The sequence below is a fragment of the Acinetobacter sp. QJM3NY_42 genome (assembly GCF_056173745.1).
Map to the genome: position 1 here is coordinate 637,061 of NZ_CM149689.1, position 26,300 is coordinate 663,360.

The 26,300-nt window shown below is 43.7% G+C and carries 21 protein-coding genes, 2 tRNA genes and 3 rRNA genes; 11 read left to right on the forward strand and 15 right to left on the reverse strand.

The window, feature by feature from the left end; genetic code table 11:
• The first annotated feature begins 332 nt into the window (after positions 1 to 332).
• The 5 genes from AC0VYT_RS02980 (at position 333) to rrf (ending at position 5,696) form a co-directional block, all read left to right on the forward strand.
• Positions 333 to 1,869 (forward strand): 16S ribosomal RNA (locus AC0VYT_RS02980).
• A 61-nt stretch (positions 1,870 to 1,930) separates the two neighbouring features.
• Positions 1,931 to 2,007, forward strand: a tRNA-Ile gene (locus AC0VYT_RS02985).
• Between the two features lie 55 nt (positions 2,008 to 2,062).
• Positions 2,063 to 2,138, forward strand: a tRNA-Ala gene (locus AC0VYT_RS02990).
• Between the two features lie 363 nt (positions 2,139 to 2,501).
• Positions 2,502 to 5,391, forward strand: a 23S ribosomal RNA gene (locus AC0VYT_RS02995).
• 190 nt (positions 5,392 to 5,581) lie between these two features.
• Positions 5,582 to 5,696 (forward strand): 5S ribosomal RNA (gene rrf / locus AC0VYT_RS03000).
• Together the 16S, 23S and 5S rRNA genes with 2 tRNA genes alongside form the textbook arrangement of a ribosomal RNA operon.
• A gap of 188 nt (positions 5,697 to 5,884) precedes the next feature.
• Here rrf and AC0VYT_RS03005 read toward each other — a convergent pair.
• The 5 genes from AC0VYT_RS03005 to rplM form a co-directional block, all read right to left on the reverse strand.
• Positions 5,885 to 6,562 carry a hypothetical protein gene (locus AC0VYT_RS03005; protein ID WP_005016122.1) on the reverse strand — a complete coding sequence of 226 codons (678 nt, stop codon included), beginning with the start codon at positions 6,560 to 6,562 and terminating at the stop codon, positions 5,885 to 5,887.
• A 19-nt stretch (positions 6,563 to 6,581) separates the two neighbouring features.
• Positions 6,582 to 7,010, reverse strand: a complete 429-nt coding sequence (locus AC0VYT_RS03010) for a ClpXP protease specificity-enhancing factor (protein ID WP_005016118.1) — start codon at positions 7,008 to 7,010, stop codon at positions 6,582 to 6,584.
• A 9-nt stretch (positions 7,011 to 7,019) separates the two neighbouring features.
• Entirely contained in the window at positions 7,020 to 7,673 is a 654-nt protein-coding gene (locus AC0VYT_RS03015; RefSeq protein ID WP_005016115.1) for a glutathione S-transferase N-terminal domain-containing protein, read from the reverse strand.
• 336 nt (positions 7,674 to 8,009) lie between these two features.
• Positions 8,010 to 8,396, reverse strand: coding sequence for a 30S ribosomal protein S9 (gene rpsI / locus AC0VYT_RS03020; protein WP_005016111.1), 387 nt, complete (start codon positions 8,394 to 8,396; stop codon positions 8,010 to 8,012).
• Between the two features lie 12 nt (positions 8,397 to 8,408).
• The gene (gene rplM / locus AC0VYT_RS03025; RefSeq protein ID WP_005016108.1) at positions 8,409 to 8,837 is read right to left on the reverse strand and encodes a 50S ribosomal protein L13; all 429 of its coding nucleotides are present in this window, start codon (positions 8,835 to 8,837) and stop codon (positions 8,409 to 8,411) included.
• Between the two features lie 553 nt (positions 8,838 to 9,390).
• Here rplM and pdxA point away from each other — a divergent pair.
• Genes pdxA through AC0VYT_RS03040 form a run of 3 tightly spaced genes read left to right on the forward strand, consistent with a single transcriptional unit; the run spans position 9,391 to position 12,035 of the window.
• Positions 9,391 to 10,356 (forward strand): 4-hydroxythreonine-4-phosphate dehydrogenase PdxA, encoded by a 966-nt coding sequence (gene pdxA / locus AC0VYT_RS03030; RefSeq protein WP_005016104.1) that lies wholly within the window; start codon positions 9,391 to 9,393, stop codon positions 10,354 to 10,356.
• Positions 10,357 to 10,376: 20 nt separating this feature from the next.
• Entirely contained in the window at positions 10,377 to 11,189 is an 813-nt protein-coding gene (gene rsmA, locus AC0VYT_RS03035; protein WP_005016100.1) for a 16S rRNA (adenine(1518)-N(6)/adenine(1519)-N(6))-dimethyltransferase RsmA, read from the forward strand.
• A 3-nt stretch (positions 11,190 to 11,192) separates the two neighbouring features.
• Entirely contained in the window at positions 11,193 to 12,035 is an 843-nt protein-coding gene (locus AC0VYT_RS03040; RefSeq protein ID WP_005016098.1) for a symmetrical bis(5'-nucleosyl)-tetraphosphatase, read from the forward strand.
• A gap of 111 nt (positions 12,036 to 12,146) precedes the next feature.
• On the opposite strand, the gene AC0VYT_RS03045 is transcribed toward AC0VYT_RS03040, so the two are convergent.
• From AC0VYT_RS03045 to hflX, 4 genes are all read right to left on the reverse strand, one after another.
• A complete protein-coding gene (locus tag AC0VYT_RS03045) occupies positions 12,147 to 12,593 on the reverse strand; it encodes a DUF2147 domain-containing protein (protein ID WP_005404335.1) in 447 nt (148 codons plus the stop codon).
• Between the two features lie 95 nt (positions 12,594 to 12,688).
• On the reverse strand, positions 12,689 to 13,357 hold the full coding sequence (locus AC0VYT_RS03050) for an LrgB family protein (protein WP_005016095.1): 669 nt from the start codon (positions 13,355 to 13,357) through the stop codon (positions 12,689 to 12,691).
• A gap of 12 nt (positions 13,358 to 13,369) precedes the next feature.
• A complete protein-coding gene (locus tag AC0VYT_RS03055) occupies positions 13,370 to 13,741 on the reverse strand; it encodes a hypothetical protein (protein ID WP_005016094.1) in 372 nt (123 codons plus the stop codon).
• A gap of 38 nt (positions 13,742 to 13,779) precedes the next feature.
• On the reverse strand, positions 13,780 to 15,120 hold the full coding sequence (hflX, locus tag AC0VYT_RS03060) for a ribosome rescue GTPase HflX (RefSeq protein ID WP_005016093.1): 1,341 nt from the start codon (positions 15,118 to 15,120) through the stop codon (positions 13,780 to 13,782).
• Between the two features lie 408 nt (positions 15,121 to 15,528).
• On the opposite strand from hflX, the gene AC0VYT_RS03065 reads away from it, so the two are divergent.
• Positions 15,529 to 16,341, forward strand: coding sequence for a lysophospholipid acyltransferase family protein (locus AC0VYT_RS03065; RefSeq protein ID WP_005404334.1), 813 nt, complete (start codon positions 15,529 to 15,531; stop codon positions 16,339 to 16,341).
• A gap of 67 nt (positions 16,342 to 16,408) precedes the next feature.
• Here the strand turns inward: AC0VYT_RS03065 and AC0VYT_RS03070 are convergent, their stop codons facing one another.
• Positions 16,409 to 18,007, reverse strand: coding sequence for a phospholipase D family protein (locus tag AC0VYT_RS03070; RefSeq protein WP_005404333.1), 1,599 nt, complete (start codon positions 18,005 to 18,007; stop codon positions 16,409 to 16,411).
• A 136-nt stretch (positions 18,008 to 18,143) separates the two neighbouring features.
• Between AC0VYT_RS03070 and AC0VYT_RS03075 the strand changes: the two genes are divergently transcribed.
• Entirely contained in the window at positions 18,144 to 19,154 is a 1,011-nt protein-coding gene (locus tag AC0VYT_RS03075; protein WP_005016086.1) for a metallophosphoesterase, read from the forward strand.
• A gap of 68 nt (positions 19,155 to 19,222) precedes the next feature.
• Here the strand turns inward: AC0VYT_RS03075 and AC0VYT_RS03080 are convergent, their stop codons facing one another.
• Positions 19,223 to 20,536 carry an MFS transporter gene (locus tag AC0VYT_RS03080; protein WP_005016084.1) on the reverse strand — a complete coding sequence of 438 codons (1,314 nt, stop codon included), beginning with the start codon at positions 20,534 to 20,536 and terminating at the stop codon, positions 19,223 to 19,225.
• 139 nt (positions 20,537 to 20,675) lie between these two features.
• A complete protein-coding gene (gene trhA, locus AC0VYT_RS03085; RefSeq protein ID WP_005016082.1) occupies positions 20,676 to 21,317 on the reverse strand; it encodes a PAQR family membrane homeostasis protein TrhA in 642 nt (213 codons plus the stop codon).
• 102 nt (positions 21,318 to 21,419) lie between these two features.
• Between trhA and AC0VYT_RS03090 the strand changes: the two genes are divergently transcribed.
• Positions 21,420 to 22,640 (forward strand): class I SAM-dependent methyltransferase, encoded by a 1,221-nt coding sequence (locus tag AC0VYT_RS03090; RefSeq protein WP_005016080.1) that lies wholly within the window; start codon positions 21,420 to 21,422, stop codon positions 22,638 to 22,640.
• Positions 22,641 to 22,733: 93 nt separating this feature from the next.
• Here AC0VYT_RS03090 and AC0VYT_RS03095 read toward each other — a convergent pair whose 3' ends face one another.
• The 3 genes from AC0VYT_RS03095 to AC0VYT_RS03105 form a co-directional block, all read right to left on the reverse strand.
• On the reverse strand, positions 22,734 to 23,603 hold the full coding sequence (locus AC0VYT_RS03095) for a patatin-like phospholipase family protein (protein WP_005016077.1): 870 nt from the start codon (positions 23,601 to 23,603) through the stop codon (positions 22,734 to 22,736).
• 19 nt (positions 23,604 to 23,622) lie between these two features.
• A complete protein-coding gene (locus tag AC0VYT_RS03100; RefSeq protein ID WP_005016067.1) occupies positions 23,623 to 23,949 on the reverse strand; it encodes a hypothetical protein in 327 nt (108 codons plus the stop codon).
• 207 nt (positions 23,950 to 24,156) lie between these two features.
• Complete coding sequence (locus AC0VYT_RS03105; RefSeq protein WP_005016065.1) at positions 24,157 to 26,295, reverse strand: 3-hydroxyacyl-CoA dehydrogenase NAD-binding domain-containing protein; 2,139 nt, start codon at positions 26,293 to 26,295, stop codon at positions 24,157 to 24,159.
• Between the last annotated feature and the right edge of the window lie 5 nt (positions 26,296 to 26,300).

The following is a 26,300-nucleotide window of genomic DNA, read 5'->3' on the forward strand; positions in this document are numbered from 1 at the left end:
TGAAGATTAAAACTTCTGATAAAACAGCAACTTAGTTAAATATAGTTAAGTCGGGTTTTGTTAGATAGGTTTAAAATAATCTGAATTACCAGTTGACTTTCTGAAAAGAAAGCGTAATATAGCCGACCTAGCTTGCTGCTGACGAAGCAGTAAGAAGATCATTAAGAGAATATGAAGAACAACTTGTGTGGATTTTTACTGATTGATCGATCGAAATAATTTTCATTGATTGAATGGTAGAAATTTCTCGAAGTTTATTTGAGTAAATTTTTAGTCAGAAGATTAATGAGCCAGAATTGGTACCTTGTCTATAAATAAGGTACAAATGATTTTAACTGAAGAGTTTGATCATGGCTCAGATTGAACGCTGGCGGCAGGCTTAACACATGCAAGTCGAGCGGATGAAGGTAGCTTGCTACCGGATTCAGCGGCGGACGGGTGAGTAATGCTTAGGAATCTGCCTATTAGTGGGGGACAACGTTCCGAAAGGAGCGCTAATACCGCATACGTCCTACGGGAGAAAGCAGGGGACCTTTGGGCCTTGCGCTAATAGATGAGCCTAAGTCGGATTAGCTAGTTGGTAGGGTAAAGGCCTACCAAGGCGACGATCTGTAGCGGGTCTGAGAGGATGATCCGCCACACTGGGACTGAGACACGGCCCAGACTCCTACGGGAGGCAGCAGTGGGGAATATTGGACAATGGGGGGAACCCTGATCCAGCCATGCCGCGTGTGTGAAGAAGGCCTTTTGGTTGTAAAGCACTTTAAGCGAGGAGGAGGCTACCTAGATTAATACTTTAGGATAGTGGACGTTACTCGCAGAATAAGCACCGGCTAACTCTGTGCCAGCAGCCGCGGTAATACAGAGGGTGCGAGCGTTAATCGGATTTACTGGGCGTAAAGCGTGCGTAGGCGGCCAATTAAGTCAAATGTGAAATCCCCGAGCTTAACTTGGGAATTGCATTCGATACTGGTTGGCTAGAGTATGGGAGAGGATGGTAGAATTCCAGGTGTAGCGGTGAAATGCGTAGAGATCTGGAGGAATACCGATGGCGAAGGCAGCCATCTGGCCTAATACTGACGCTGAGGTACGAAAGCATGGGGAGCAAACAGGATTAGATACCCTGGTAGTCCATGCCGTAAACGATGTCTACTAGCCGTTGGGGCCCTTGAGGCTTTAGTGGCGCAGCTAACGCGATAAGTAGACCGCCTGGGGAGTACGGTCGCAAGACTAAAACTCAAATGAATTGACGGGGGCCCGCACAAGCGGTGGAGCATGTGGTTTAATTCGATGCAACGCGAAGAACCTTACCTGGCCTTGACATACAGAGAACTTTCCAGAGATGGATTGGTGCCTTCGGGAACTCTGATACAGGTGCTGCATGGCTGTCGTCAGCTCGTGTCGTGAGATGTTGGGTTAAGTCCCGCAACGAGCGCAACCCTTTTCCTTATTTGCCAGCACTTCGGGTGGGAACTTTAAGGATACTGCCAGTGACAAACTGGAGGAAGGCGGGGACGACGTCAAGTCATCATGGCCCTTACGGCCAGGGCTACACACGTGCTACAATGGTCGGTACAAAGGGTTGCTACACAGCGATGTGATGCTAATCTCAAAAAGCCGATCGTAGTCCGGATTGGAGTCTGCAACTCGACTCCATGAAGTCGGAATCGCTAGTAATCGCGGATCAGAATGCCGCGGTGAATACGTTCCCGGGCCTTGTACACACCGCCCGTCACACCATGGGAGTTTGTTGCACCAGAAGTAGGTAGTCTAACCGCAAGGAGGACGCTTACCACGGTGTGGCCGATGACTGGGGTGAAGTCGTAACAAGGTAGCCGTAGGGGAACCTGCGGCTGGATCACCTCCTTAACGAAAGATTGACGATTGGTAAGAATCCACAACAAGTTGTTCTTCATGACGATGTATCTGAGGGTCTGTAGCTCAGTTGGTTAGAGCACACGCTTGATAAGCGTGGGGTCACAAGTTCAAGTCTTGTCAGACCCACCACTACTGACGAAAGCAGTAATGCAGAAAAACAGATATGTTGACTTATTGATAAGCTGGGGACTTAGCTTAGTTGGTAGAGCGCCTGCTTTGCACGCAGGAGGTCAGGAGTTCGACTCTCCTAGTCTCCACCACGAATCAAACATGATTTGATTCGAAGCTAAAGATTACAGAATTTAGTAAATGGAAGGTTCAAGAATCCTGGTTTATTAACTTCTGTGATTTATCACAGTTGACTGCAGTCCGACGAGGATGCAGTGAATCATTAACAGATTGGCAAATTTGAGTCTGAAATAAATTGTTCAACTCATTCAATAGACGTTACAGGGTAACCTGTTAACTAACGTAGATTGAACTGAGAACTAGCAAATTAACTGAATCAAGCGTTTTGGTATATGAATTTAGATTGAAGCTGTACAGTGCTTAAATGCACAGTACTCTAAACTGTAATGTTGAAGTTGCTCCTTGTAGGTAACGTCGACTGTTTGGGGTTGTATAGTCAAGTAATTAAGTGCATGTGGTGGATGCCTTGGCAGTCAGAGGCGATGAAAGACGTGATAGCCTGCGAAAAGCTTCGGGGAGGTGGCAAATATCCTGTGATCCGGAGATGTCTGAATGGGGAAACCCACTTACCATAAGGTAGGTATTGCATGATGAATACATAGTCATGCAAGGCGAACGAGGGGAAGTGAAACATCTCAGTACCCTCAGGAAAAGAAATCAATTGAGATTCCCTCAGTAGCGGCGAGCGAACGGGGATCAGCCCATTAAGTTATGTGTGTTTTAGCGGAATGCTCTGGGAAGTGCAACCGTAGAGGGTGATAGTCCCGTACACGAAAGGGCACACATAATGATGACGAGTAGGGCGAGGCACGTGAAACCTTGTCTGAATATGGGGGGACCATCCTCCAAGGCTAAATACTCCTGACTGACCGATAGTGAACCAGTACCGTGAGGGAAAGGCGAAAAGAACCCCTGTGAGGGGAGTGAAATAGATCCTGAAACCGCATGCATACAAGCAGTGGGAGCACCTTCGTGGTGTGACTGCGTACCTTTTGTATAATGGGTCAGCGACTTATATTCAGTGGCGAGGTTAACCGAATAGGGGAGCCGTAGAGAAATCGAGTCTTAATAGGGCGTCTAGTCGCTGGGTATAGACCCGAAACCGGGTGATCTATCCATGAGCAGGTTGAAGGTTGGGTAACACTAACTGGAGGACCGAACCCACCGTCGTTGAAAAGCCGGGGGATGACTTGTGGATAGGGGTGAAAGGCTAATCAAACTCGGTGATAGCTGGTTCTCCCCGAAAGCTATTTAGGTAGCGCCTCGGACGAATACCATTGGGGGTAGAGCACTGTTTCGGCTAGGGGGTCATCCCGACTTACCAAACCGATGCAAACTCCGAATACCAATGAGTACTATCCGGGAGACAGACTGCGGGTGCTAACGTCCGTAGTCAAGAGGAAAACAATCCAGACCGCCAGCTAAGGCCCCAAAATCATAGTTAAGTGGGAAACGATGTGGGAAGGCATAGACAGCTAGGAGGTTGGCTTAGAAGCAGCCACCCTTTAAAGAAAGCGTAATAGCTCACTAGTCGAGTCGGCCTGCGCGGAAGATGTAACGGGGCTAAAACTATGTGCCGAAGCTGCGGATGCACATTTATGTGCGTGGTAGGGGAGCGTTCTGTAAGCCGATGAAGGTGGATTGAGAAGTCTGCTGGAGGTATCAGAAGTGCGAATGCTGACGTGAGTAACGACAAAACGGGTGAAAAACCCGTTCGCCGAAAGACCAAGGGTTCCAGTCCAACGTTAATCGGGGCTGGGTGAGTCGACCCCTAAGGCGAGGCCGAAAGGCGTAGTCGATGGGAAATTGGTTAATATTCCAATACTTCTGTGTAATGCGATGAGAGGACGGAGAAGGTTAGGTCAGCCTGGCGTTGGTTGTCCAGGTGGAAGACAGTAGGCATGCATCTTAGGCAAATCCGGGGTGCTCTATGCTGAGAGTCGATAGCAAGCCAGTTTACTGGCGAAGTGGCCGATACCATACTTCCAAGAAAAGTCTCTAAGCTTCAGTTACACAGGAATCGTACCCGAAACCGACACAGGTGGTCAGGTCGAGTAGACCAAGGCGCTTGAGAGAACTCTGCTGAAGGAACTAGGCAAAATGGTACCGTAACTTCGGGAGAAGGTACGCTGCTGATGGTGATAGGACTTGCTCCTTGAGCTGTCGGCAGCCGCAGAAACCAGGCCGCTGCAACTGTTTATTAAAAACATAGCACTCTGCAAACACGAAAGTGGACGTATAGGGTGTGATGCCTGCCCGGTGCTGGAAGGTTAATTGATGGGGTTAGCGTAAGCGAAGCTCTTGATCGAAGCCCCAGTAAACGGCGGCCGTAACTATAACGGTCCTAAGGTAGCGAAATTCCTTGTCGGGTAAGTTCCGACCTGCACGAATGGCATAATGATGGCGGCGCTGTCTCCAGCAGAGGCTCAGTGAAATCGAAATCGCTGTGAAGATGCAGTGTACCCGCGGCTAGACGGAAAGACCCCGTGAACCTTTACTGCAGCTTGACACTGAACTTTGACCTTACTTGTGTAGGATAGGTGGGAGGCTTTGAAGTAGGGACGCCAGTTCCTATGGAGCCATCCTTGAAATACCACCCTGGTAATGTTGAGGTTCTAACTCTGACCCATAATCTGGGTCGAGGACCGTGTCTGGTGGGTAGTTTGACTGGGGCGGTCTCCTCCTAAAGAGTAACGGAGGAGTACGAAGGTGCGCTCAGCGTGGTCGGAAATCACGCGTAGAGTATAAAGGCAAAAGCGCGCTTAACTGCGAGACCCACAAGTCGAGCAGGTACGAAAGTAGGTCTTAGTGATCCGGTGGTTCTGTATGGAAGGGCCATCGCTCAACGGATAAAAGGTACTCTGGGGATAACAGGCTGATACCGCCCAAGAGTTCATATCGACGGCGGTGTTTGGCACCTCGATGTCGGCTCATCTCATCCTGGGGCTGAAGCAGGTCCCAAGGGTATGGCTGTTCGCCATTTAAAGAGGTACGCGAGCTGGGTTTAGAACGTCGTGAGACAGTTCGGTCCCTATCTACCGTGGGCGCTGGAAATTTGAGAGGATCTGCTCCTAGTACGAGAGGACCAGAGTGGACGAACCTCTGGTGTACCGGTTGTGACGCCAGTCGCATCGCCGGGTAGCTATGTTCGGAAGGGATAACCGCTGAAAGCATCTAAGCGGGAAGCCTACCTCAAGATAAGATTTCCCCGTGACTTTATGTCACCTAAAGAGCCGTTCAAGACCAGGACGTTGATAGGTTGGATGTGGAAGCATAGTGATATGTGAAGCTGACCAATACTAATTGCTCGTGAGGCTTGACTATACAACACCCAAACAGTTGTATACAAAGCATCAATCGATTCATAAATATGCAATATCCCTTGATTCAGCCTGATGCTGGAACATACAATTCAGACCCAGATCTGCCCTCTGTTAATAACTCATTTGGACTAAAGTACGGCATATACTGCACCGCAGTTAAATCAGACCCGAACAAGTCCATCAACAGTTGTGCTGGCGACCATAGCAAGAGTGAACCACCTGATCCCTTCCCGAACTCAGAAGTGAAACCTCTTAGCGCTGATGGTAGTGTGGGGTTACCCATGTGAGAGTAAGTCATCGCCAGCTCATTATTCCGAAAAGCCCCCTCATTGAGGGGGCTTTTTTTTATGCAGGGGATGGAAAAGTGGAAGTACCTTTAGTAGGGGCTGACTATTAAAAAATTATTTAAACTTATGAAAAATTAACTAACTAAAAAATTATGAGGATAAAGAAAAAGGGCAGTTCAGCCCTAATTCTTATAAGTTTTATATTAGTTAACCCATCAGATTATGATAAGCACTAAACAGAATCCAAAGAATCACAAGTGCTACAATTGGCTCAAGGACTCGTGCCCACCCAGGCACAAGTGGATTAGACTCTGTAGTGGATTGTAGTGCTTGTACAGGCTCCTGATGAGGGCTCTCTTGAATATTTTGCTGATTTACCATTTGATTAAACTCCTTCATGGTTTCTTCTAATGATAACTCTTCTTGCTCAATTGGTTTAGAACCTATCAACTCAGTTAGCTCACTTGTTGCCCAAACCCAGTCATCTGCCTGTCCGGATAGGTGTTCAATTTGTCCTAGTAAGAGTTCTTTTAGTCCTGAAGGACCGAAATTCCCCGTATCATCTAACTGTTTAATTTCAGAGAACTGTACTGATAATACCTGTGTAATCGCATCTTCCAGCTCAAATTTACTTAAATTGGACTGATTCTTAGGGCAGGTGGTTAAATGCCGGGCGATTTCCTGTATATACAGCTGATCTTGAGTACGAATTTCTTGATAAACCTTATTGGCATCATAACGCCATAAAGTAATCAGCTTTGCTAAAGCAAGCGTATTAATTTCACAAATATACTTTTTTCTTTGGTCAGCTGGGTATTGTTTAAGCAGCTGAGGCTTTTGAATTTGTATTTGCTCAGCGAAATATTGGACTAAATCAAAAGCCATGGTGAACTCCCTAATTTTTTTAATCTAAAAGTCTCAAACTCGGTTTTTTCTTAGGTGAATCAGTTGTTTCTTGTTCAGCAGATTTTAAAGTATCTTTTTCTGTTTGGGTATCTGGATATTCTGCTGGATCGAAAAATAAGCCCTGACCATTTTCACGTGCATATAAGCCTAGTACTGCCTCAATAGGAACATAGAGTTCGCGAGATGCGCCGGAAAAACGTGCGGAGAAAGTAATAGCCTCATTACTCATATGAAATTGATGTACTGCATGAGGTGCAATATTAAGCACAATCTGTCCGTCTTGAACAAACTGTTCTGGAACCATCGCTTGAGGATGGGTTGCATTGACCAGCAAGTGTGGTGTTAGCTGGTTATCACAAATCCATTCATATATTGCCCGGGCCAGATAAGGACGGGTAGGGGACAAGTTAAGTTCTTGTTCAGTCATAATCGAGCTCTATTGATTAACTAGAATTTCATTGAAACGGTTTTTTTCTTGCTGGGTCATCGATTTGACAAAAGCAGGACGGCTAAAAATACGCTGACAATAAAGCAGGATTGGCCGGCAATGCTGTCTTGGCAGTTCAATTCCCATAGATTTTAACCGTATAAAAATAGGTGCCAGCATACAATCTAATATTGTAAAGTTTTCAGACATAAAATAGGGAAAATGTTGAAAAAGCGGAGTTAATGAAACCAAGGTATCTTTAAGCTCCTGCCGTGCCTGTTTTTGTTCTGGCTGGCTCAATGTGTCGCTATGGCATAGCAGGATGTCTGCAAGTCTGAGCCAGTCCTGTTCAAGACGCCAGATATATTGACGCTGCTCTGCACGCTGCATAGGTGCATCCGCATAAAGCTTATTTTGTCTATAGCGATCATCAATATATTCAGAAATAATGACTGTATTGAAGAGCTTAAGATCTTGTTCAACCAGCATTGGCAAGCGGTTATAAGGATTCAGGCTGGCTAGGTCTTCATCTTCATGATCAACCAATACCAGATGGTATTTAATCTGTTTTTCAGCCAGTACCAAGCGAATCCAGTGTGAGCGGAAGTCATCTGCATGACTATATAACGTAATACCCTGTAGTGGTGTATTTTCCAAAGACATAAACCAGCAAGAAGCAAAGTGGATAAATTAGGATACTAAAATTCAACCTAAAAAGCACGAACCATAAAGGACTAATCCTATTAAGACGGGATAGATTATAAGAAAAATGACAGGAGTGGGATAAAATGATGATTAAATTAATGCTATTAATATTTTTTATTATGATCGGGGTAATTAATTACTATTTAAACAAGTCATTCTGGTGTCATGAAGGAATCTGGGGTAAGGATGTTCATGAGCAATAAAAACCTAATCGTCTGCTTTAGAATAGAAGGATGAATCAATAAAAAAGCCCTGATAAAAACCAGAGCTTCTTTGACCGATTCAGTAAACGAATTAACGTTTAGAGAACTGAGGACGTTTACGTGCTTTACGTAGACCAAGTTTCTTACGTTCAACTTCACGAGCATCACGAGTTACGAAACCAGCCTGACGAAGAGACGGTTTTAGTGTTTCGTCAGCAGCGATCAGAGCACGGGTAATACCGTGACGGATTGCACCAGCTTGACCACCGATACCACCACCTTTAACAGTGATGTAAAGGTCATATTTTTCAGTAGCTTCAAGAAGCTCTAAAGGCTGACGTACAACCATACGAGCAGTTTCACGACCGAAATATTGCTCTAAAGAACGGTTGTTGATCACGAGTTTACCAGTACCAGCTGATAGGAAAACACGTGCAGTTGCGGTCTTACGGCGACCTGTGCCATAGTTAGTAGCCATGTGCTGTATCCCTTAGATATCCAAAACTTGTGGCTGTTGAGCAGCGTGTGGATGCTCGCTACCAGCGTACACTTTCATCTTCTTGATCATTGCATAACCAAGAGGACCTTTTGGCAACATACCTTTAACAGCTTTTTCTAGAACTGCTTCAGGTTTGTGAGCGATTAACTTTTCAAAGTTAGTCTCTTTTAAACCGCCTGGGAATTCAGTGTGGCGATAGTATTTCTTGTCAAGTGCCTTGTTACCAGTTACTTGAACTTGCTCAGCGTTAATCACAACGATGTAATCACCAGTGTCAACGTGAGGAGTATAAGAAGTCTTGTGTTTACCGCGTAAACGACGAGCGATTTCAGTCGCTAGACGACCAAGAGTTTTGCCAGAAGCATCAACAACGTACCAGTCGTGTTGTACTTCAGCTGGCTTCGCGCTGAGAGTTTTCATTCAACCACTACCTATTATAGTTGGTTTGGACAAAGAAGCTGTCCAAACAAAAAGGAGACCGAATTCTACCCGATAATCAGGAGAACCACAATAAAAAAATCGAGTATTAGGCTTCTAATGTTACGCTTTAAATTATAAAAAGAGAAGGTTGTTTACTGGATCCTTCTAAAGCAAATTTGTATAAAGATATCTTAGTTAAAGAAAGGTAGGCCTTTTTAAAAATACGGCACTAAATTTGTGTGAAGTGCTTGTACTTCATAAAGAATGAAGGGATTCAAAAAGGGCTAGTCAGTTTATAGTCTGTATTAGCACTATATGACGAGCCCTAATATTTTAAATATTAATTTTACTGCTAGTATTCTCTATATCTATAGAGTTTTAAATAAAATTGATGAAGCTATAAAATCTTTTATCTGGAAGCTTCTTTATTTTAATAAGCATAACGCTGCTACATACAATTTAAGACCCTATACAATGCTCTCAGCTGTACAATATAAATTAAAGATGATTAGGTCTGAAGTTAATCATCCTTAAAACTCAGGAGTCGTTAAGTATGCTGCCTTTATATGTGACCAGTGGTGAGCCGGCAGGAATTGGTCCAGATATTTGTCTCAGTTTGGCAGAACGTATGGATCGACGGCCGATTGTTATTCTGGCTGACCGCACATTATTACTCGACCGTGCGGAACAACTGGGCTATAGCCTTAAACTGATAGACTATACAGGACAGCAGCAAGCTTGTGTTCCCGGTGAATTATATGTCGAACATGTTCCTCTAAAAGTACCTTGTAAAAATGGTGAGTTAAATCCCCAAAATTCAGCATACGTACTTGAGCAGTTACAGCGCTCGGCGGCTTATGCCATGACAGGAAAAAGCGCGGGGGTAGCGACTGCACCTGTACAAAAATCTGTAATCAATGAAGCTGGAATAAAATTTAGTGGACACACTGAGTACTATCAGGAGTTTGCCGGAGTAGAGCGTGTAGTGATGATGCTGGCAACCAAAACCTTAAGAGTAGCACTGGTCACTACTCATTTGCCCTTGCGTGCTGTTCCAGATGCCATTACAGAAGAACGCCTGCATCAAGTGATCAATATTCTGCTTCATGATTTAAAAACTAAATTTAAGATTGAGCAACCGAAGATTCTGGTTTGTGGACTAAATCCGCATGCAGGTGAAAATGGTTATCTGGGCCGTGAAGAAATTGAAGTAATTAACCCGGTGTTAGAACATTACCGTGCACAAGATATTAATATGAGTCTGAGCCTGCCCGCTGATACATTATTTACGCCAGAAAACCTAAAGGATGCTGATGCTGTTTTGGCCATGTATCACGACCAAGGGCTACCTGTGTTAAAATCTCAAGGTTTTGGTGAAGCCATCAATATTACATTGGGTTTACCGTTTATTCGTACTTCAGTTGATCACGGCACTGCATTATCGCTTGCCGGAACTGGTCGGGCAAAAAGTTCAAGCCTACAGGTTGCGGTTGACCTGGCGCTTGAGTTAGCTCACTAATTTTTGTTGGAAATCGTTCTATGTATCATATTAATGCCCTAAACCCTAAAGATGAAGGGCATAAGGCGCGAAAACGCTTTGGCCAAAACTTCCTGCATGATCAACGGGTAATTGAAAAAATTGTACGTTCAGTCAATCCTCAGCCGGGTGATAATATTGTAGAAATTGGTCCTGGACTGGCTGCGTTAACTGCACCTCTTATTGCCGAGTGTGAAGCACTGACCGTGGTGGAACTGGACCGTGATCTTGCAGCAGGTTTGCCTGGACGGGTACCTTATCCTGAGCGTTTGACCATTATAGAATCCGATGCATTAAAATATGATTTCAGTCAGCTTTTTAAAGAAGGTCAGCCATTACGTGCAGTAGGCAATCTGCCTTACAATATTTCTACGCCATTATTGTTTCATCTCCTGGAGTTTGGCGATAAAGTCAAAGATATGCATTTTATGCTGCAAAAAGAAGTTGTAGATAGAATTACCGCTGAACCAAATACTAAAGAATATGGGCGCCTGTCAGTGATGATTCAGTATTATTGCAAGCCGACCTATTTGTTTGAAGTGCCACCCGGTTCATTTAATCCACCACCAAAAGTGACATCTGCAGTATTTCGTCTGGAACCCTACAAAGACAAACCGATCGTAGCCCAGAATGAAAAGGCTTTGGCACGTTTAGTTTCGCATGTTTTTACCCAGCGTCGTAAAACTCTGCGTAACAGCTTAAAAGGAATGCTGGCAGAAAATGGTTTTGAAAAAGCCGGGGTTAATCCGATGGCACGTCCGGAAACATTAACACTTGCCGAATTTGTTGCTCTTTCTGACAATATGGTGAACTAAGATATGGCAAAACGCTATAACTATATTATCGGAGACATACAGGGCTGTTTTGAGGCTTTAAAAGCATTACTCAAGCATATTCAGTTTGACGCTAGCCAAGATTTTATCTGGTTTGCTGGTGATATTGTCGCACGTGGTGAAAACTCACTGGGTGCATTGCGCTTTGTCAAAAAACTGGTTGAGAATGGGGCAGCAGCTACAGTTCTGGGAAATCATGATCTGAATCTTTTGGCCTGTGCCCGTGGTTTGAAAGAAACCAAACCTAAAGATAAAACTCAGGAAGTGATTGATGCTATAGATAGTGACGAGCTGATTGACTGGTTGCGAAAACAGCCCCTGTGTCTATTTCCTGACGAGAAAACAATACTAACCCATGCCGGCGTGCCTTGTATCTGGACCGCAGAACAGGCTGCCTGCTTGGCCCATGAGGTGGAGGCTATACTGGCTCATGAAAATTTTACAGTATTGGATGACTTTCTAAGCGCGATGTACGGCACAGAACCAGACATATGGTCAGATAAATTGCAGGGTAATGCGCGTTTACGCTGTATTACCAATTATTTGACCCGGATGCGCCTTAGCAATGCAGAAGGCCGTCTTGAGTTCAGCTTCAAGGATTCTTTAGATGATCCAATGCCGGCAGGCTTTCAGCCTTGGTTTGAATTTGATTCTAAAGCCGCAGAAACACATCAGATTGTATTTGGTCATTGGGCAGCCTTACAGGCTAAGACTGTCAGTACGAATATTCAGAATGTTGATGGAGGCTGTGTCTGGGGAAATCAGCTGGTTGCATTTCGTCTAGAAGATCAGCAATTATTTAAAGTCGATAATCCTTGCGTTGACTAGAGGCTTATTAATTTCTTAATGAGCAATATGCTAGAAAAAATTGTTAGAAATAATCTATAAAAAACCACTCGGTATGAGTGGTTTTTTAATGAAAAGATTTTATAGATTGAATTAGTCCTGACGAATCCAAGTCTGATTACGCCCCAAAGCAGAAACGCCAACATAACCACGTAACTGAAGACGTTTACCATTCGAACTCAGTTTGGCTTTCATGCTGTAAATTTTTCCACTTAAAGGATCGATAATACGGCCGCCCGTATAATTTTCACCTTCAGTATGTTTGAGACCAGTTAATACATCCATACCAAGAATTGGTTTATTGGTATAAGGCGCTGGACAATTTACACATGTTTCTTTAGGTGTATAACCTGGACGTGGTGTAACTTTGATAATACGACCAGTAAATGAACCATTGGCTTCCTGCCTGATCTCAATCAATGCTTTAGATGAGCCAGTTTTATCGTCAATATTTTTCCAGGTCCCCGAAATATCCTGTGCAAAGGCTGCACTCGACAATGCGGAAAAAATGATGGCGCTGGCAAACTTAATTTTCTGCATCATTCAAATCCTTTTTGTATGAAAATGATCACAAATGTTATAGTAAGGTTAAACTTTAAACTCTTCAATCTTTATTTATGATTACCAGGTCACATTTATTGTAAATAAAGCAAGAATGTTGGAAGCCAGATTGCGGTAAATACACCATTGACAGCCATTCCAAATGCTGCATAACGACCGGCAACCTGTCCACGTTGCCAAGCTTGAGCTGTACCAATTGCATGTGCTGCTAACCCCAGTGCAAGGCCAGACGCCCGTTCATCATTAATGTGTCTCAAGAGCAAAGGTGAAAAAGCAGCCCCAATCACACCGGATAGAATTACAATCAGGGTGACGAGAGTCAAAGGTGCATGTAACAAGGTAGCAATGTTCAGTGCAATTGGTGTTGTGACTGCCCGGGTTGCAAAAGCTAAAACAGTGGGCTCAGACATGTGCAATAAATAAGCAAGAGTCATGGGTAATGCAACCGCACTAACACTGGCAAAGACCAGAATGCCGACCATTGTTTTTAAGGGAAGATCGTCATAACGCATGGCCGCCAGCGGGACAGCTAAAGCAACAGTTACATAACCCAGCAGTCGATTAAAAATTGGATTGACATTCTGCATGTAATCTTCATAAGGCTGCTGAAGCAAGGCTAGCAGTCCGACCACAATGAACATACCAAAAACCAGTAGAGGGACCTGAGGAAATCGTTGATTCAAATATTTTGCACAGAAGTAGCTGACTGTAGTTAGCAAAAAGCCAAAAATAATCATGAGCATCGTTTTTATTCCTTATAACCAGCGTTTTGCCATTTTTGCATAAACCCATAACGGGAACAGGGTACTGATCACCAGCACTACCAGAAATAACGGAATATCTTTACCCATATGTATCAGCATCATAAGTGAGCCGGCACAGATGGGTAAAAAGGCAAAAGCGCTTTCTTTCATGATCTTATTATTGGTATCCACCAGACGGTGTGGCAATTTTTTAAATCTACGCCAGATCAACAGGATAATCAGCAGGCTGATCAGTCCAGTCAGATTACCCAGTTCAGGATGATTCCAGATTGACATGACCCAAACAGCAGCTTCACGGAAGATAACAATCAGGGCAAGCGTACCTGCCCAAGCGGCCCAGTCTATATTTTTAATTCGGTCCATGTCTTATTCAGCTTTTTTAAAACGTTATTTATCACGTTTTAACCTATCTGGTCCCTGATTTCAAACTCTTCCAGTGGTCGTTTGAACTGTTGAGAGTTCTGACCAAGTATTTCATCAATGGGTAAATGAGCTTGCTTGATCAGTTGCTCGAGTTTGTGGGGGGCCATATTCACAGTCAGATGAAGTTGACCTTCATCATCATAGGCTTCTGATTGGATCACATTCAGAGCATAAAGCTGTGTACGTAGCTTGCCATAAGCAGGATTGAGGACCAGTTCAAATTGCTGGAGTTGGCCCATCAGGCATTCCTGAACAGCCTGACGTAGCAGTTCAAGTCCCTGGCCTGAATGTGCCGATACATACACCCGTTCCGGCATGTGCGGTTTGGCATAGATAATTTTGGCTGCTTCACCACTTACATCGATCTTATTGTATACGCGCAGTACAGGTACATCAGCTCCAATTTCTTTAAGCACTGACTCTACGGCATCAATCTGTTCCATCATATCAGGGGTGCTGCTATCAATCACATGCAGCAACAAAGTCGCTTCCAGTGTTTCTTCGAGCGTAGCCTTAAATGACTCTACCAGAGAGTGGGGCAGGTTACGTACAAACCCTACCGTATCAGCCAGTACCAGACTGCCAATACCATCCCATTCCAGTCGCCGTAAGGTTGGATCTAATGTGGCAAAGAGCTGGTTAGCCGCATAGACTTCAGTATTTGCCAATATATTAAACAGGGTAGACTTACCGGCATTGGTATAACCCACTAGTGAAACAGTTGGAATAGCAGCTTTCTGACGTGCAGCACGACCTTGCATGCGGGTCTGGCGTACTTTTTCAAGTTTGTCTTTTAGCTGGCCCATACGGATCCGCAGTAAGCGACGGTCTGTTTCTAGCTGTGATTCCCCCGGACCACGCAAGCCGATCCCGCCTTTTTGTCGTTCTAGGTGAGTCCAGCCACGCACCAGACGGGTAGACAAATGTTCAAGTTGTGCCAGCTCAACCTGCAGTTTACCTTCATGAGTCCGAGCACGCTGTGCAAAAATATCCAGGATAAGGCCAGTCCGGTCAATGACACGGCACTGCATGACTCGTTCGAGGTTACGTTCCTGTGCAGGAGACAGGGAATGGTCAAAAATAACCAGATCAATCTCTTCAGTCTTGACCAGTTCAGCAATTTCTTCTGCTTTACCTGAACCAATAAAAAGTTTTGGGTCTGGCTTAATACGTTGTGCAGTTACATGGTGTAGGATTTCAGCGCCTGCTGATTGAGCTAAAAGGCGAAACTCTTCGGTATCGATATCTTCCAATAACTGGACCGAAACACTGACCAGGATTGCTCGTTCACCACCTTGATGTCGCTCAAAATATTCCACTAATCTGTAGACTCTCTAGCATTAAAACTTCATTTTAAATAAAAGCTGTATCCTACGCGAGCTTAATTAATTAAATTCGGTAACAAGCTTTAGATCATGCTGGAAAAGGCCTGAGCTGTTAAGATCATTCCACCGGCATACAGAATTGACCAGCCTAAAATAGTTTTTAAGGTAGAAAACATTTCAATATGTTCTACAGGGGGGCTGCTGCTGGTTAGATACTTTCATCACCTTACCTCTATTTATTAATCCGATGAATATATAATATTTGATTGGATAAAATAATTAAAATTGAATTTTTTTATCCTTATGTTCGGTTTTTATCATCAATGCAAGGAGTGCTTTAAAAGTATAGAATGGAGCTGCAATTGAAATTGTTAAAATATGATCAGTTTTAGTGATAACTCTATGTCTCAGCTTTCCACTCAGCCTGTGCCGGTCTCCGGGCTTTCTAAAATCTGGCTTTACAGTAAAAAAATCGTCACGGGTATAGCACTTATCATAGAGGGCTTTTATCTGGTTTATCGTCACAGGTTATATAAGCATCCTAATAAAGTAGAAAATACCCGTTATGTACAGTATTTCTGTCGCCGTCTTGGCGAGGTATTTAATGTCGAGGTGCGGATTCATGGCACTATTCCTCGCCAGCCAGCACTTTGGGTCAGTAATCATATTTCATGGTTGGATATCGCAGTAATTGGTTCAGCAGCACGGGTATTTTTCTTGGCCAAGGCCGAAATTGAACAGTGGCCAGTGCTGGGTAAACTGGCTAAAGCAGGCGGTACGTTATTTATTAAACGGGGTTCTGGTGATTCAACCAGAATTCGTGAGCAGCTTACCGATTTTTTGAAACAGGATATTCCGGTTCTATTTTTTCCTGAGGCCACTACATCTGATGGCAGTTATATCAAGCGGGTATATGGCCGTTTGCTGGGCGCCGCATTGGCTGCACACAAACCGGTACAGATTGCGCTGATCTGTTATGTTAACCAGCAGGGAAAGTTAGATACGATTGTTCCGTTTATTGATGATCTGACTTTTGCTGAACATGTGCGCCGTGTACTTGAAATGCCACCTGTTACAGCCCACCTGATGGCTTTACCCGCTATTTCAGTAGAAGGCCATACGCTTGAGAGCTTAACTGCTGAAGTCCAGCAGGCTATGGTCAACGGTCTGGCCGAACTACATCAAAATGTTTTAAAAACTACTGCTATATCTTAAATTGAATAGCCAATTTGAAAATAAAAAGCTCGGTCGTCTGAGCTTTTTATTTTCTGTTCTGAATACTTTACATAAAGCCTTCTAGAGGTAACCAAGACAGGGCCTTAATGCCGGCACGTTCCCACCATTTCATTCGTGGCTCTTTATGATAGATCTTTCCACCCGGCTCTTGTGGCTGGAATTCCCAGGTCAGTTTATTATTGGCATCTAAAACCAGTTTATATGCATATTTTTTAAGATTTTCATCCATAGTTTTATGCACAGCGTTCGCCAGTTGAGGGCTGTTAAGAATGACTCCAATTTCAGAGTTTAAATAGGCTGAACGGGGATCAAAATTAAAAGAACCAATAAATACCTGTTTTTCATCTAGTGCCATCATTTTGGCATGCAGGCTGGAGCGACTGAGTCCTTTCATGCTGACTTTGGCTTTTTTTGAAATCTCCTGATTTACTTCATTTAGTTCTTCATCCGTGACAGCAGGTAGAAACTCATAAAGCTGTACACCATTTTCGAGCAACTGTTGACGGTACTTGGCATAAAATGCGTGTACAACGGCGACGTCATTTGCTGCATAAGAGTTAGTGAGTACCCGAACTTTAATACCGTCTTCTGCCAGCTGGCTCAGCATTTTCGCACCTTGCTTTTCAGGAACAAAATAGGCCGAGATCAGATCAACACTCTGTTCTGGTTTATCCAGATATTTTAATAACTGAAAATTGAGTAAACCTTCCTTTTTTGCTTTTGCTTTAATTTTTTCAGGTGGATCTTTAACGACCTCTGCTTTTACCCAGTCAAAACCAATTTTGTGATAAAGCCATTCATCAAATGCTTTAGAACGGTTCGTCAGATCCAGATAGTTTTGTACACTCACTTCCTGATTATGGATGTCGAGCTGACGTTTCAGGCTTTCATAGCGTAAATGATGCCGCTGTGCACTGACAATTTCCTTAACCGGATAGGCATAATCATCATTCCAGTAGTCATCAAAGGAATGCACAATATCATCAACTGCTGACCCTACCAGCATGACATCAACATCTGAGAACTGATAGGTTTCACTAACGTTATAGTACTGGTTGCTCATGTTACGTCCACCGATCAGGGCAATTTGGTGGTCAGCAATAAAACTTTTATTATGCATACGTCGGTTGATGCGTTTTAGGTCAAGCACCATGTCCATGGCACGGTATTTCCGGAAGCGATACGGATTAAATAGTTTAATTTCAATGTTTTTATGTTGTGATAACGCTAAATAAATTCCTTCCATGTTCTTGGCATTGTTATCATCTATCAGGAGCCTGACTTTAACACCGCGGTCTGCAGCACGAATCAGGGCATGCAGAGCCAGTGCACCAATCCGGTCGTTGTCCCAGATGTAGTATTGCAGATCTAAAGATTTTTCAGCTTTATCGATGAGACGTAGACGTGCTGCCAATGCTTCAAGTGGATCATATAGCACATGGTAACCAGTCAGGCCCGGATTCTGTTCACGTAGTGGTGTAACGATCTGCGAAAGGCTGGTTTGGCTTGCATCAATATCATGGGCGTACTGAGGAACTTGAGGCATTTGTCGAGGTAGCGTGGTACAAGCCGGAACAGTGAGCAGTAAACTGCAGCTCGCTAATAGCACAGCGCCAGACGAAGATTTCAAAGATCGTAAACGCATAAATAAGAGTGACCGATAGGACAGAAGAAACCGTAGCAATATGCTTACGAGTACAGAACTGAGCTAGAGTATAATTGGGTCGTAACAAAATATAAATATATAGCCCATTCGGGGCGATATGGATCAGAGATAGAGTATGCTGAAACTGACATCCCTAGTATTTTACTTTTATCTGAGCTTTGGACTCATTGCGCTCTGGGCAGTCTCTCAAGCCTGGATCAGCCAATCGCGTACCGAAACGATTCATCCTTTTAAAGCCTTTGTGCATCTATTGGCTTTCTATCTTTCTTATCTGCTTTTTCCCTTATTCTTTTTTAGCCTGTATGCAGGCTGGAGTGGTTATTTCAGTATCCATGAAGCTGTATTTGTCTTTCTTCTCAGCAGTGTGCTGATCTATGCACGTTTTATTGAGCCTCATTTAGTGCATGTACATCGGCACCGGTTCTCTTTAAATCCTGAAAAACCTTTTCAAAAACCGGTTAAGGTTGCTCTGGTTGCTGACTTGCATATAGGTTTATTTTCCGGACATGAACGCCAGCTTAAGATTATTGTAAATAAAATTAATCAGGAAAATCCTGATATTGTTGTGGTTGCCGGAGACTGGACATATGAACCTGAAAACCAGCTGGCAAAAGAACTTGAGATGTTGCGTGAGATTAAGGCACCCGTATATTCGGTGACCGGCAATCATGACGAACAGTATCCGGGACCGCCTATTCAGGAATTATTACGACACGCATTAGAGAGTAACAATGTCATCGACATTGAGGGGAAGATTGTTGAATTTGATGAATTCCGACTGATTGGAGTAGGTGACTTGTGGGCAGGTAAAACAGACATGCGCTTACTTCCAGAGTTACCTCAAGACAAGCCTTGGTTAATTTTGTCGCATAATCCAGATACAGTAGATATGGTACCTGCTTTACCGACACGTCCCCTCATGCTTTCAGGCCATACTCATGGTGGACAGGTCGAACTGCCTTGGGTAACCAACTATATTATGAAGAAAGTCTCGATACTGGGGCATAAACGCGGTTTGTACAAGCACGAACATGCAGATGTATTTGTAACGGTAGGGACTGGAATGGTTGGGGTACCTTTTCGTTTTCGTGTACCGCCAACTATTGATATTATTGAATTAATTTGATGCAGGCAGTTTCATCACCTGATATAAAAAAGACGGGCTTCTCCCGTCTTTTTTATAACTGCTTCAGCTTAGATCTGGTTATTTACATCTTCATTTTTAGTTTCACGGATTAGCATAAACGCAATCAGTGAAAGAATAGAAGCGGCTGAGAGATAATAACCAACTGCTGCCAGACCATAATTTTCAGCCAGTTTAGTCGCAATCAGCGGTGCAAATGATGCACCGAAAATACCTGCGAGGTTAAATGTTAAAGCAGAACCGGTATACCGTACTGAAGTCGGGAACAGCTCAGATAAAACCGTACCAATTGGCCCATAAGTCATTCCCATAATTGCAAGGCCGGTACATAAGAACAGGAATACGACCAAGGTACTACCTGATTCCAGCATGGAAGAAAATACCAGACCAAATAAGGCAGCCGCTATACATACCCCAATAGAAGTAGCTTTACGGCCAAACTTTTCTGCAAATACTGCAGAGAGTGGAATAAAAGCAGCAAAACATAAAGTTGCAATCAGTTGCAGTTCAAGAAACTCACCCCGTGAATAACCTAACTGTGTTGTGGCCCAGTTCAATGCAAATACGGTGGTTAGATAAAAGACAACAAAGGTACAGATCGCAGCCACAGTACCTAAAACCAGCATTGAAAAGTGCTTGGTAAACACTTCTTTAAATGGAATATTAACTTCTTTCTGTTTATCAAGCACCTTCTGAAAAGCAGGGGTTTCATGTAATTTCAGTCGGATATACAGACCTACAATAACCAGTGCCGCACTTGCAATAAAAGGAATACGCCAACCCCATTGCAAAAATGCTTCTTCAGACATCAGAGCGCCTAGGAGCAGAAATGAGCCAGTCGCCAGAATAAAGCCAATTGGAGCACCAAGCTGAGGAAACATGCCATACCAGGCACGCTTGCCTTCTGGTGCATTTTCAGTAGCCAGCAATACTGCACCACTCCATTCACCCCCCAGCCCCAAACCTTGGCCCAGACGGCAAAGTGCCAATAATAACGGAGCTATAATACCAATCTGTGCATAGGTAGGTAATAAACCAATACAGACTGTGGAGATACCCATCGTCAGAAGGGCAGCTATCAGTGTTGCCTTACGGCCAATCCGGTCACCGAGATGGCCAAATAGTGCTGCACCAATTGGGCGGGCAATAAACGCAATAGCAAAAGTCGCTAAAGACTGGAGTACTGCCGCGCTACCGCTTCCTGCCGGAAAAAACAGGTGAGGGAAAACAATCACTGCGGCAGTCGCATAGATATAAAAATCAAAAAATTCAATCGTCGTGCCGACGAGGCTCGCGAATAAAACACGAGCCTTAGAGTTAGTCGCTACTTCGGTGGTAGCAGCTGTAGTAGTTGATGACGCCATGGGTAACCTTACACTTCGTAAAAATAAATATTAGTTTTAAAAGCGTAATCTTTTTAAAAAAGGCGTAATTTCTTAAAAAAACAACGAAAATTAATCCATTAATCTCGTTCAGGGTCACTGAAAAGTGAGTACAAATGAATTAGATTACGTAAAGATAGATCGCCAGGAAGTGTAATCCTGCGCCTAACAATACAAAAATATGCCAGATAGCATGAGTATATCTTACTCTTTTTAAGGCATAAAACAATGCACCAATCGTATAAGCCAAACCGCCTGCAATTAAAAGGGTTAGGGTCTGTTTTGACAGGTACTGCCGCATGTCATCCATAACTAGCAACGCCATCCAACCCATCAACAGATAGGCCAGCAGGGAAATCTTTTGAAAACGGTGAATAAAAATTAATTTAAATATTGTACCAATACCAGCAATGACCCATAAGGCAATAAGCAGGTTATGTGCTTTAGTGGTAGGCAATGCAATACTTAAAAAAGGCGTATAAGTACCTGCAATGAGATAATAAATGGCTGTGTGGTCCAGTTTCTTGTACCAGAATCTGCGCTGCTCGGTTCTGGAAAAGTGATATAACGTTGAACTGGTGAACAGTAATACCATGCTGCCTGCATATATCCATAATCCAATCCACTGACCAGTCGGGAGATCACTGCCTTTTATGACCATCAGGACACCGGCGATCACGGCAAGTACTGCACCGACTGCATGGCTATATGCATTAAACTGTTCTTCTCTCGGATGATAAGATTCCGCAAGTGAAGAAGTCATAAACCAACCAATATATTTAAAAGTACAAGTGTATATTAATACAGTTTTGCTTTTCAGGTAAGAACATTTAAAATTATTACTAATTTATCCAGGATTCTTTCCATGACATCTCCTGAAAGCTTTTCTGAACAGGAACAGCAATTTTTAAAAGAATTTCAGCAATCCCTTGATTTAAATCATTTTGAACGTCTGATATTAAGTCAATATCAAGGTAAGCTTGAGGGGCTGCAAAAGATTACTTTCCGTCTGGTTGAGCTGCAAAATCAAGTAAAACTCTCTGGGCTGTATCATTATCAGACTCAAGATGTCACAAAAAACTATACTCTAGAAGAGGCGGTGCTGCACATTACATCTCTGCTTCATGACTGTAAACAGGCTAACCTGCTGATTGCATCTCATGAACTACAGCTGAAGAAAAACAAGAAAAAGGTCATGCTTACCCGTACAAAAAGAAAAGACATAATCAGCAAAGATACACCGCTTATTAGTCATGACCGGGAAAAGCAGCGTTATGTTGCACAAGATCGCCTATTTTTAAAATATTTAGGAATTACCGACGAAAAGGCCCAGATTATTCCGAGCATGGCGCGTAAATGGAAACAGATTAATAAGTTTATTGAAATTTTCTCAGGTGCTTTTGAACAGATTACTACACAAGATAAAGTACGAATTGTTGATTTTGGTTCAGGCAAGGGCTATTTAACCTTTGCTCTATATGACTATCTGCAAGAACAGAAACAGAAATTGCCTTTAATTACCGGAGTAGAACTGCGGCCTAATCTGGTCAGTTTCTGTCAGGAAATCGCACAGAAATCTGGATTTGAACATCTTGATTTTTTTGAAGGAGATGTGCGGACCTATCATCCTGAGCATCTTGATGTCATGATTGCCCTGCATGCCTGCGATGTGGCAACCGATTTTGCCATTCATACCGGTATCCGTTTAAATGCATCCATGATTATGTGCGCACCATGCTGTCATAAAGAATTACGCCCTCAGCTAGAAAGTCCTGAGGTTCTCCAGCCAATGCTGCAATTTGGAATTCACGCCGGACAACAGGCCGAGATGCTGACAGATACTATCCGTGCCTTATTACTCAAAGCTTATGGCTATGATACCAAAGTCTTTGAATTTATATCTTTAGAACATACCAGTAAGAACAAAATGATACTCGCGACCAAGCGCAAGAACTTCAAGCAGCCTGACCAGTCTGTACTGGAACAGATCAGGGCTTTAAAGGAGATGTATGGTATCCGCAAGCATTCTCTGGAACTGTTGTTAAATGACCAATGGGATCAACAGGATATTGGTTGCAAATGTTAACCTGGAAAATCTGTTCAGTCTTTAACTAAGCACTAGTGCACTGTGAACCAGAATGAAATAGCGCAAAACTGAAAATATTATAAAAGCCTTGGACTATCTCAAGGCTTTCCATGCCTCAATAGCCTGCAGACCCACATCTAATCCCACTTCATAGGTATATTGCAGTTTTCGTTTATCCTTGCAGAGACGGTTGGCAAGCCGTTTGTCATCTGGTGGGCAGATTTCCAGAATCTTTTGTGTCACCGGTGCAGTTTGAGCCTGTCGAATGAACTTTACCGACTGATTATAGCGTTCACAGCGTTCTTGCAAACTTAAGGCAAATCCTTGATTCTTTTTAACTATATATTTTGCCAGAAACTGGTCACCCTTACTGCTGGCTTTAAAATAGTTTTTTGGCCGGGTACGAATCACCATTAGTTGCGTAACATCAGGCTGGGCTGCTGCCCACTGTATTGGCAGGGCATCTGCTACGCCACCATCGAAATAAGGTTCACCATTTACCAGTACGGGTTGACGGGTCAGTACCGGGATGGAACTAGACGCACGTAATCCGTCGAAAATGTTCTCTTGACTAGCGCGTACATATTCAGCATGGCCATGAATGGCATGAGTCAGAACCATATAAAAATCTGGATTTTGCCTGAACAGTGCATCCTGATCCAAAGGTGATTCCTGTTCAACAACATCCCACATCCACTGCATGTCTAGCAGATCACCCCCTTTAAGAAAACGGCCATAGTGGATGAACTCACGGCGCAGGGAATGATCCAGATAAATATCAATATTCCTTCCTATCTGGCCTGCAAGATAGTTAGCTACATTGGTTGAGCCAGAAGAAACCCCCACAAATAAACTGAAAGGATTAAAATCATGTTTTAAGAAAGCATCGAGCACACCACAGGTGAAAGAGCCGCGCATACCGCCGCCCTCTACTACAAGTGCATTACGTGTTAGATCTGTCATATGCTTTTAATTCATCAGTTTAATGAGAATGTTCCTGATCACCGTGGCTATGTTCAATATGTTCGCCCGGAGCGGTTGAGGTTTCAGTAGAGGGCTGATCCGGCTGCTGAGTTGCATTAGCCTTTTGCTGGTTAGCCTGTGCTGCCTGCATGGCTTCAGGTGACATGGCCGGTGCATTTTTAAAGGCATGCTGCTGAGTATTTTTTTGCTGCTGACTTGGCATATAGTCTGGCTCATTGGTTACAGCCAGATAAAAAAAGCCCATAAAGAAACAGCCTAGAATCACGGCAACAATCAGTGCTTTCCAGCCCCATGGAGAATGCTCAGGAGAAGAATGATCTACCATAATAAATATCCAAAGTAAGAAAAAATACTGACTAAACTGGGTATAGTTATAGCATAAAACTGTCAAGAAATAGACTGGGGATTTCTAATATACTGAAAATGAAAAAAGAATTTTTTGTTTAAAATATAAAAGCTAAAAATGGTTAAATATGAAATGTCTACATGAGAAACAAAAAAGACGCGCAATCGCGTCTTTTTGTTCTGATCATTAAGCAGCGATTGGTAGTCCAGATTGTGCATGTTGTCTTAACCGCTGTGGTGGAGCAAAACGCTCGCCATATTCTGCAGCCAGCTGTTCAGCACGAGCCAAGGCACGTTCCAATCCGTAGTGGTTCAGGTACTGTATGGCACCACCAGTCCAGGGTGCATAACCGATGCCAAAGATAGAACCTACATTGGCGTCGACTACAGATTCCAGCACACCTTCCTCTAGACAGCGTAAGGTATCTAGAGCCTGCACAAAAAGAAAGCGCTCAATCAGCTCCTGCTCTGGCACTTCCTTATTTTTATTCCAGCGGCTCAAGCCTTTCCATAAATATTTTTTACCTTGGGCCGGATATTCATAAAAACCCTGACCTGCGGCTTTACCCTTACGGTCAAATTCATGAATCATGGTTTGAATCACTTCATCAGCCGGTGTCAGGGGTAAATCTTGACCTATGGCCTGTAACGCTTTACGGGTTTCTTTTGCGACGTGCTCGCTTAAAGTCAGTGAAACTTCATCCTGAATTGCGAGTGGACCGACGGGCATACCTGCCTTGAGCGCTGCCATTTCTATACGTGCCGGATGGATTCCTTCAGCCAGCATGCGCAGACCTTCCTGTACAAACTTGCCAAACACCCGACTGGTAAAGAAACCACGACTGTCATTGACCACAATAGGAGTTTTACCAATCTGCTGCACAAAGTCATAGGCTTTAGCCAGTGTGGCTGCCGAGGTCTGCTGTCCCTTAATAATTTCGACCAGTTGCATTTTGTCGACCGGACTAAAAAAATGCAGACCAATAAACTGCGCAGCATTACGACTGGCCTGTGCCAGATCAGAAATGGGCAGGGTCGAGGTATTTGATGCCATCACACCCGTTTCATTTAAATAGACTTCTGCTTGCTGGGTAACCTGTGCTTTAAGCTGTTGATTTTCAAATACAGCTTCTATCACCAGATCACAACCTTCCAGGGTGCTTATATCAGCTGTAGGATGGATCAACTGTAAAATCTGGTCACGTTTTTCAGCACTCATACGGCCTTGACTAACTTTCTTATCAAGCAGTTTCTGGCTGTAGGCTTTACCCTTTTCAGCATTTTCTATAGATACATCTTTGAGTATTACTGAAATTCCTTTAATTGCAATAGCATAAGCGATTCCTGCTCCCATCATGCCAGCGCCTAAAACAGCTACCTTTTTAGCCTGCCATTTTTCATATCCTGCCGGACGGCTAGCCCCTGACTTGATGGCATTTAAGCCATGCCAGAACGTTCCGATCATATTTTTAGACACCTGTCCGGTGGCCAGATATGTAAAAGCGCGTGATTCAATCGTAAGTGCAGTATCAAAGTCGACCTGCGCACCTTCAACAGCTGCTGCCAGAATCGCTTCAGGGGCAGGGTAGCAGCCTTTCGTTTTATCAATCAGTATGGCTGGAGCAATCGCCAGCATCTGGGCAACCGCAGGGTGTTTTGGATCTCCGCCCGGAATCTTGAAGCCTTTAACATCGAAAGGCTGCTGTGACTGCGGATGAGCCTGAATCCAGTCAAAGGCCTTTTGTAATAGTTCTTCTTCATGATCTGCCGTATCATGAATTAGACCCAGTGATAAAGCTTTTTCTACACCAAACTGTTTTCCTTCAATTAAATAAGGCAGGGCAGTTTGGATGCCCAGCAGTCGGATCATCCGGACAATACCTCCACCTCCCGGTAACAAACCCAAGGTCACTTCAGGTAAGCCGAATTTGGTTTCAGAGTCTTTTAAAGCGATACGGTAATGGCAGCCAAGTGCCAGCTCCCAGCCACCACCTAAAGCTGTACCATTTAAACAGGCAACCACTGGAATACCCAGAGTTTCGATATAGCGCAAATCTGCTTTGAGTTTTTGTACCATATGAAAAAATTCAGTTGCCTGTGCCGGTGTGGTAGTCACCAGCTCGTCAAGATCTCCACCGGCAAAGAATGTTTTTTTGGCTGAACGGAAAATAATACCTTTTACTTCAGTTTCAGCTCTGAGCTGCTGAACAACTTTATCTAGCGATTCACGGAACTCGGCATTCATGGTGTTAGCTGACTGGCCGCTGGAATCTAGGGTCAGCACTACAATCTGGTCTGTATTCTTTTCGTATTGAATTGCGCTCATGTTAT

Coding starts and splice junctions, on each gene's coding strand:
- AC0VYT_RS03005 (WP_005016122.1), bottom strand. CDS start 6,562: ATGGCTTTTGATTTAGTCCAATATTTCGCTGAGCAAATACAAATTCAA.
- AC0VYT_RS03010 (WP_005016118.1), bottom strand. CDS start 7,010: ATGACTGAACAAGAACTTAACTTGTCCCCTACCCGTCCTTATCTGGCC.
- AC0VYT_RS03015 (WP_005016115.1), bottom strand. CDS start 7,673: ATGTCTTTGGAAAATACACCACTACAGGGTATTACGTTATATAGTCAT.
- rpsI (WP_005016111.1), bottom strand. CDS start 8,396: ATGGCTACTAACTATGGCACAGGTCGCCGTAAGACCGCAACTGCACGT.
- rplM (WP_005016108.1), bottom strand. CDS start 8,837: ATGAAAACTCTCAGCGCGAAGCCAGCTGAAGTACAACACGACTGGTAC.
- pdxA (WP_005016104.1), top strand. CDS start 9,391: ATGCTGCCTTTATATGTGACCAGTGGTGAGCCGGCAGGAATTGGTCCA.
- rsmA (WP_005016100.1), top strand. CDS start 10,377: ATGTATCATATTAATGCCCTAAACCCTAAAGATGAAGGGCATAAGGCG.
- AC0VYT_RS03040 (WP_005016098.1), top strand. CDS start 11,193: ATGGCAAAACGCTATAACTATATTATCGGAGACATACAGGGCTGTTTT.
- AC0VYT_RS03045 (WP_005404335.1), bottom strand. CDS start 12,593: ATGCAGAAAATTAAGTTTGCCAGCGCCATCATTTTTTCCGCATTGTCG.
- AC0VYT_RS03050 (WP_005016095.1), bottom strand. CDS start 13,357: ATGCTCATGATTATTTTTGGCTTTTTGCTAACTACAGTCAGCTACTTC.
- AC0VYT_RS03055 (WP_005016094.1), bottom strand. CDS start 13,741: ATGGACCGAATTAAAAATATAGACTGGGCCGCTTGGGCAGGTACGCTT.
- AC0VYT_RS03065 (WP_005404334.1), top strand. CDS start 15,529: ATGTCTCAGCTTTCCACTCAGCCTGTGCCGGTCTCCGGGCTTTCTAAA.
- AC0VYT_RS03070 (WP_005404333.1), bottom strand. CDS start 18,007: ATGCGTTTACGATCTTTGAAATCTTCGTCTGGCGCTGTGCTATTAGCG.
- AC0VYT_RS03075 (WP_005016086.1), top strand. CDS start 18,144: ATGCTGAAACTGACATCCCTAGTATTTTACTTTTATCTGAGCTTTGGA.
- AC0VYT_RS03080 (WP_005016084.1), bottom strand. CDS start 20,536: ATGGCGTCATCAACTACTACAGCTGCTACCACCGAAGTAGCGACTAAC.
- trhA (WP_005016082.1), bottom strand. CDS start 21,317: ATGACTTCTTCACTTGCGGAATCTTATCATCCGAGAGAAGAACAGTTT.
- AC0VYT_RS03090 (WP_005016080.1), top strand. CDS start 21,420: ATGACATCTCCTGAAAGCTTTTCTGAACAGGAACAGCAATTTTTAAAA.
- AC0VYT_RS03095 (WP_005016077.1), bottom strand. CDS start 23,603: ATGACAGATCTAACACGTAATGCACTTGTAGTAGAGGGCGGCGGTATG.
- AC0VYT_RS03100 (WP_005016067.1), bottom strand. CDS start 23,949: ATGGTAGATCATTCTTCTCCTGAGCATTCTCCATGGGGCTGGAAAGCA.
- AC0VYT_RS03105 (WP_005016065.1), bottom strand. CDS start 26,295: ATGAGCGCAATTCAATACGAAAAGAATACAGACCAGATTGTAGTGCTG.